This is a genomic window from Streptomyces niveiscabiei, assembly GCF_001419795.1.
In the GTDB taxonomy this organism is placed as follows: domain Bacteria; phylum Actinomycetota; class Actinomycetes; order Streptomycetales; family Streptomycetaceae; genus Streptomyces; species Streptomyces niveiscabiei.
This window is the reverse complement of sequence record NZ_LIRL01000399.1, coordinates 1-3,298: the sequence shown is the minus strand read 5'-3', so window position 1 is coordinate 3,298 and position 3,298 is coordinate 1. Positions and strand designations below refer to the sequence as shown.

At 68.0% G+C, this 3,298-nt stretch carries 2 protein-coding genes; one reads left to right on the top strand and one right to left on the bottom strand.

Going from position 1 to position 3,298, the window contains the following annotated elements; genetic code table 11:
• A partial coding sequence (locus tag AOK24_RS19770; protein WP_055721395.1) for a transglycosylase domain-containing protein occupies positions 1 to 2,271 on the bottom strand: 2,271 nt, incomplete at its 3' end.
• A 247-nt stretch (positions 2,272 to 2,518) separates the two neighbouring features.
• On the opposite strand from AOK24_RS19770, the gene AOK24_RS19765 reads away from it, so the two are divergent.
• Positions 2,519 to 3,298: SPFH domain-containing protein (locus tag AOK24_RS19765; protein WP_055721394.1), on the top strand; the 780-nt coding region annotated here is incomplete at its 3' end.

The window sequence follows — 3,298 nt, the reverse complement described above, 5'->3', positions numbered from 1 at the left end:
CGAGTTCGTGGGGGTCGGAGTCGGGGACGGCGACGGGGACTTGCTCGGGGACGGCGACGGCGAGGGCGAGTTGCTCGGGGTCGGGGAGGGACTCGGCGACGGGCTCGCCGTGACCGTCGGCTGGACGGCCGCGCCCTGCGTGGTCTGCAACTCGAACTTGGAGACCTTGGAGGAGACGCCGAACGTGTAGTCGGCCCAGATCTGCGCCGGGTAACCACCACCGTTGATACGGCCCTTGCCGGGGATGAGCCCGGTCGCGCCGGTCAGGGAGACCTGGTTGTGGTTCTTCGCGGACTCACCAAAGAGACCCACCGACGTCACCAGGTCCGGCGTATAGGCCGTGAACCAGGCGGACTTGTTGTCGTCGGACGTACCCGTCTTGCCCGCGACCTTCTGGCCGTCGCGGTTGGGGTTGTCCCGTACGGACGTCTTGGCCGTACCGTCGTCGACCACGCCGGTCAGGACGGAGGTGACCGTGTCGGCGGCCTCGCGGGTGATGACCTGTTCGCCGATCGGGTCCGGCTTGATGGTCATCGTGGAGGACTCGGCCTCCTCGATGATCGCCGGGGTGACCTTCCGGCCGTGGTTGTCGAGGGTGGCGTACACGCCGGCCATCTGGAGCGGGCTCGCGCCCATCGTGCCGAGGGTCTGCGCGGGGACGGCCTTGAGGTCGGTGGTGTCCATGCCCAGCGCCTTGGCCGTCTCCATCACCTTGTCCATGCCGACGTCCACGCCGAGCTGGGCGAACACGGAGTTGATGGACTTGTTCATCGCCGTCTGGATGGTGACCGGGCCGTAGTCCTCGTCGTCCTCGTTCTCCGGCGCGAAGCCGATCGCGCTGCCGACGACGGGACGCTTGCTGGTGCCGTCGTAGATGGAGTTCACGTTGATCGTGTCGCCGTCCTGCGTCTTCGCGTCGTGCGCGAGGGCGGCGGCGAGGATGACGGGCTTGAAGGTGGACGCCGGCTGGTAGTCGGTGCGGGTCGCGTTGTTGAGGTAGTGCTCCAGGTAGTCCGTGCCCCCGTACATCGCGACGACCTTCCCGGTCTTCGGGTCCACGGACGCGGCCCCGGCCTGGACGTCGCCGTCCACGGAGCGTTTCTTCGGGTCGAGCTTGCTGGTGAGCTGCTCCTTGACGGACGCTTCGAGGGCCGCCTGCTTCTTCTTGTCGATGTTGAGGGTGATGGTCCAGCCGCCGCGGACGATCAGGGCGTCGGCCTCGGACCGGTTGGCGGCCCGGCCGGTGGCGACGAGCTGCCGGGAGAGTTCCTTCTTCGCCGCGTCGACGAGGTAGCCGACCTGGCCCTTGTTGCCGGCGGCCGGCTTGGGTTCGAGCGGGATCGGGAACTTCATGGCGTCGCGCTTGGTCTTGTCCAGCCACTTCTGGCCGACCATGTTGTCCAGGACGTAGTTCCAGCGGGCCTGGACGAGCTTCTTGCCGGTCGGGGTGGCCGCCGCCCAGTCGTACTGGCTGGGGGCCTGGAGGAGGGCGGCGAGGTAGGCGCCCTGTTCGACGGAGAGGCGGTCGGCGTCGACGTGGTAGTACGCCTGGGCGGCGGCCTGGATGCCGTACGCGCCACGGCCGTAGTAGCTGGTGTTGATGTACCCCTCCAGGATGTAGTCCTTGGACTTCTGGCGGTCCAGCTTCAGGGAGATGACGATCTCCTGGAGCTTGCGGGTGACCGTCTGTTCCTGGGTGAGGTAGTAGTTCTTGACGTACTGCTGGGTGATGGTCGAGCCGCCCTGCGCGCCGCGCCCGGCGACGGTGTTGAGGATGCCTCGGGCGGTGCCCTTCAGGTCGATGCCGGAGTCCTGGTAGAAGGTCTTGTTCTCGGCGGCGACGAAGGTGCGCTGGACGTCCTTGGGGATCTTGGCGAGGGAGACGTTCTCGCGGTTGAGGTCGCCGTCGCGGGCGAGGATCGTGCCGTCGCTGTAGCGGATGACGTTGCTCTGCTTCAGCGCGTCGGCGTTCCCCTCCGGGATCCCGATCATCATGTACGCGACGATGAAGGTGCCGATGGTCAGGAGGCACACCCCGAGGAACGTCCCCAGGATCTTCTTCCAGGTGAACATCCTGCGCAGGAAGCTGCGGCCGTCCTTTTTCTTACCGCTTTTTTGCGCCGCGCGGCGCGCCGCCGCCCGGCCGCCGGGTATCGGCTCCGAGGCTGCGCCCGCCGGTATCGGCGCCTCCGGCCCCCGCTCCGAGCGTTCCCTGGGCGCCGCGCGGCGGCCACCGCGCTGTCGCGCACGTCTGTCGTCCGCTCGTCCCATGAGTCCGCTCGCTCCGCTTCCGTCTCGGCAGGTCAGCTCAGAAAACTAACATCGCTCTCTATGACAAAGGTCCGCCGATGCGGACTCTTACGGGCGTGATACTGAGCACCCGGACACAACGGCCCCCGGGGCCACACCCGTTCCTCCCCACCATTTTCGACGCTTCCGAACGCCCAAGGGTTGCCGCGAGCCAAAAAAGTGATATCACTTAGCTAGACCAACGCTAGTGACCTCGGGGGGACAACCCATGACCGAACAGACCATGACGGACAATCCGGTACGAGAGTTCCCGGCGCACAGCGTCGGCGGCGGCCTCGCCCTGTCGCTCGGGCTCCTCGGACTGTTCGGCGGCATCGGTACGGCGGTCGCGGCGGCCGGCGTCACGGCCGTCGCCGCCAAGGCCGTACTCATCGTCGGCGGCATCGTCATCGCCGTGGCCGCGCTCTTCACGCTCTGCGGGCTGAACATGATCGCGCCGGGAGAGGCGCGCGTCGTGCAGCTCTTCGGCCGGTACCGGGGGACGCTGCGGGACGACGGGCTGCGGTGGGTGAACCCGTTCTCCTCCCGGGCCAAGATCTCCACGCGGGTGCGCAACCACGAGACGCCCGTGCTGAAGGTCAACGACGCGTACGGCAACCCCATCGAGCTGGCCGCCGTCGTCGTGTGGCGGGTCGAGGACACCGCGCAGGCCAGCTTCGAGGTCGACAACTACCAGGAGTTCGTCTCCACGCAGACCGAGGCGGCCGTCCGGCACATCGCCATCGAGTACCCCTACGACGCCCACGACGAGGGCGGCCTCTCGCTGCGCGGCAACGCCGAGGAGATCACCGAGAAGCTCGCCGTCGAACTGCGCGAGCGCGTCGACACCGCCGGTGTCCAGATCATCGAGTCGCGCTTCACGCATCTCGCGTACGCTCCTGAGATCGCCTCCGCGATGCTTCAGCGGCAGCAGGCGGGCGCGGTCGTCGCGGCCCGGCGCGAGATCGTCGACGGCGCGGTGGGCATGGTCGAGGCGGCGTTGGCCCGC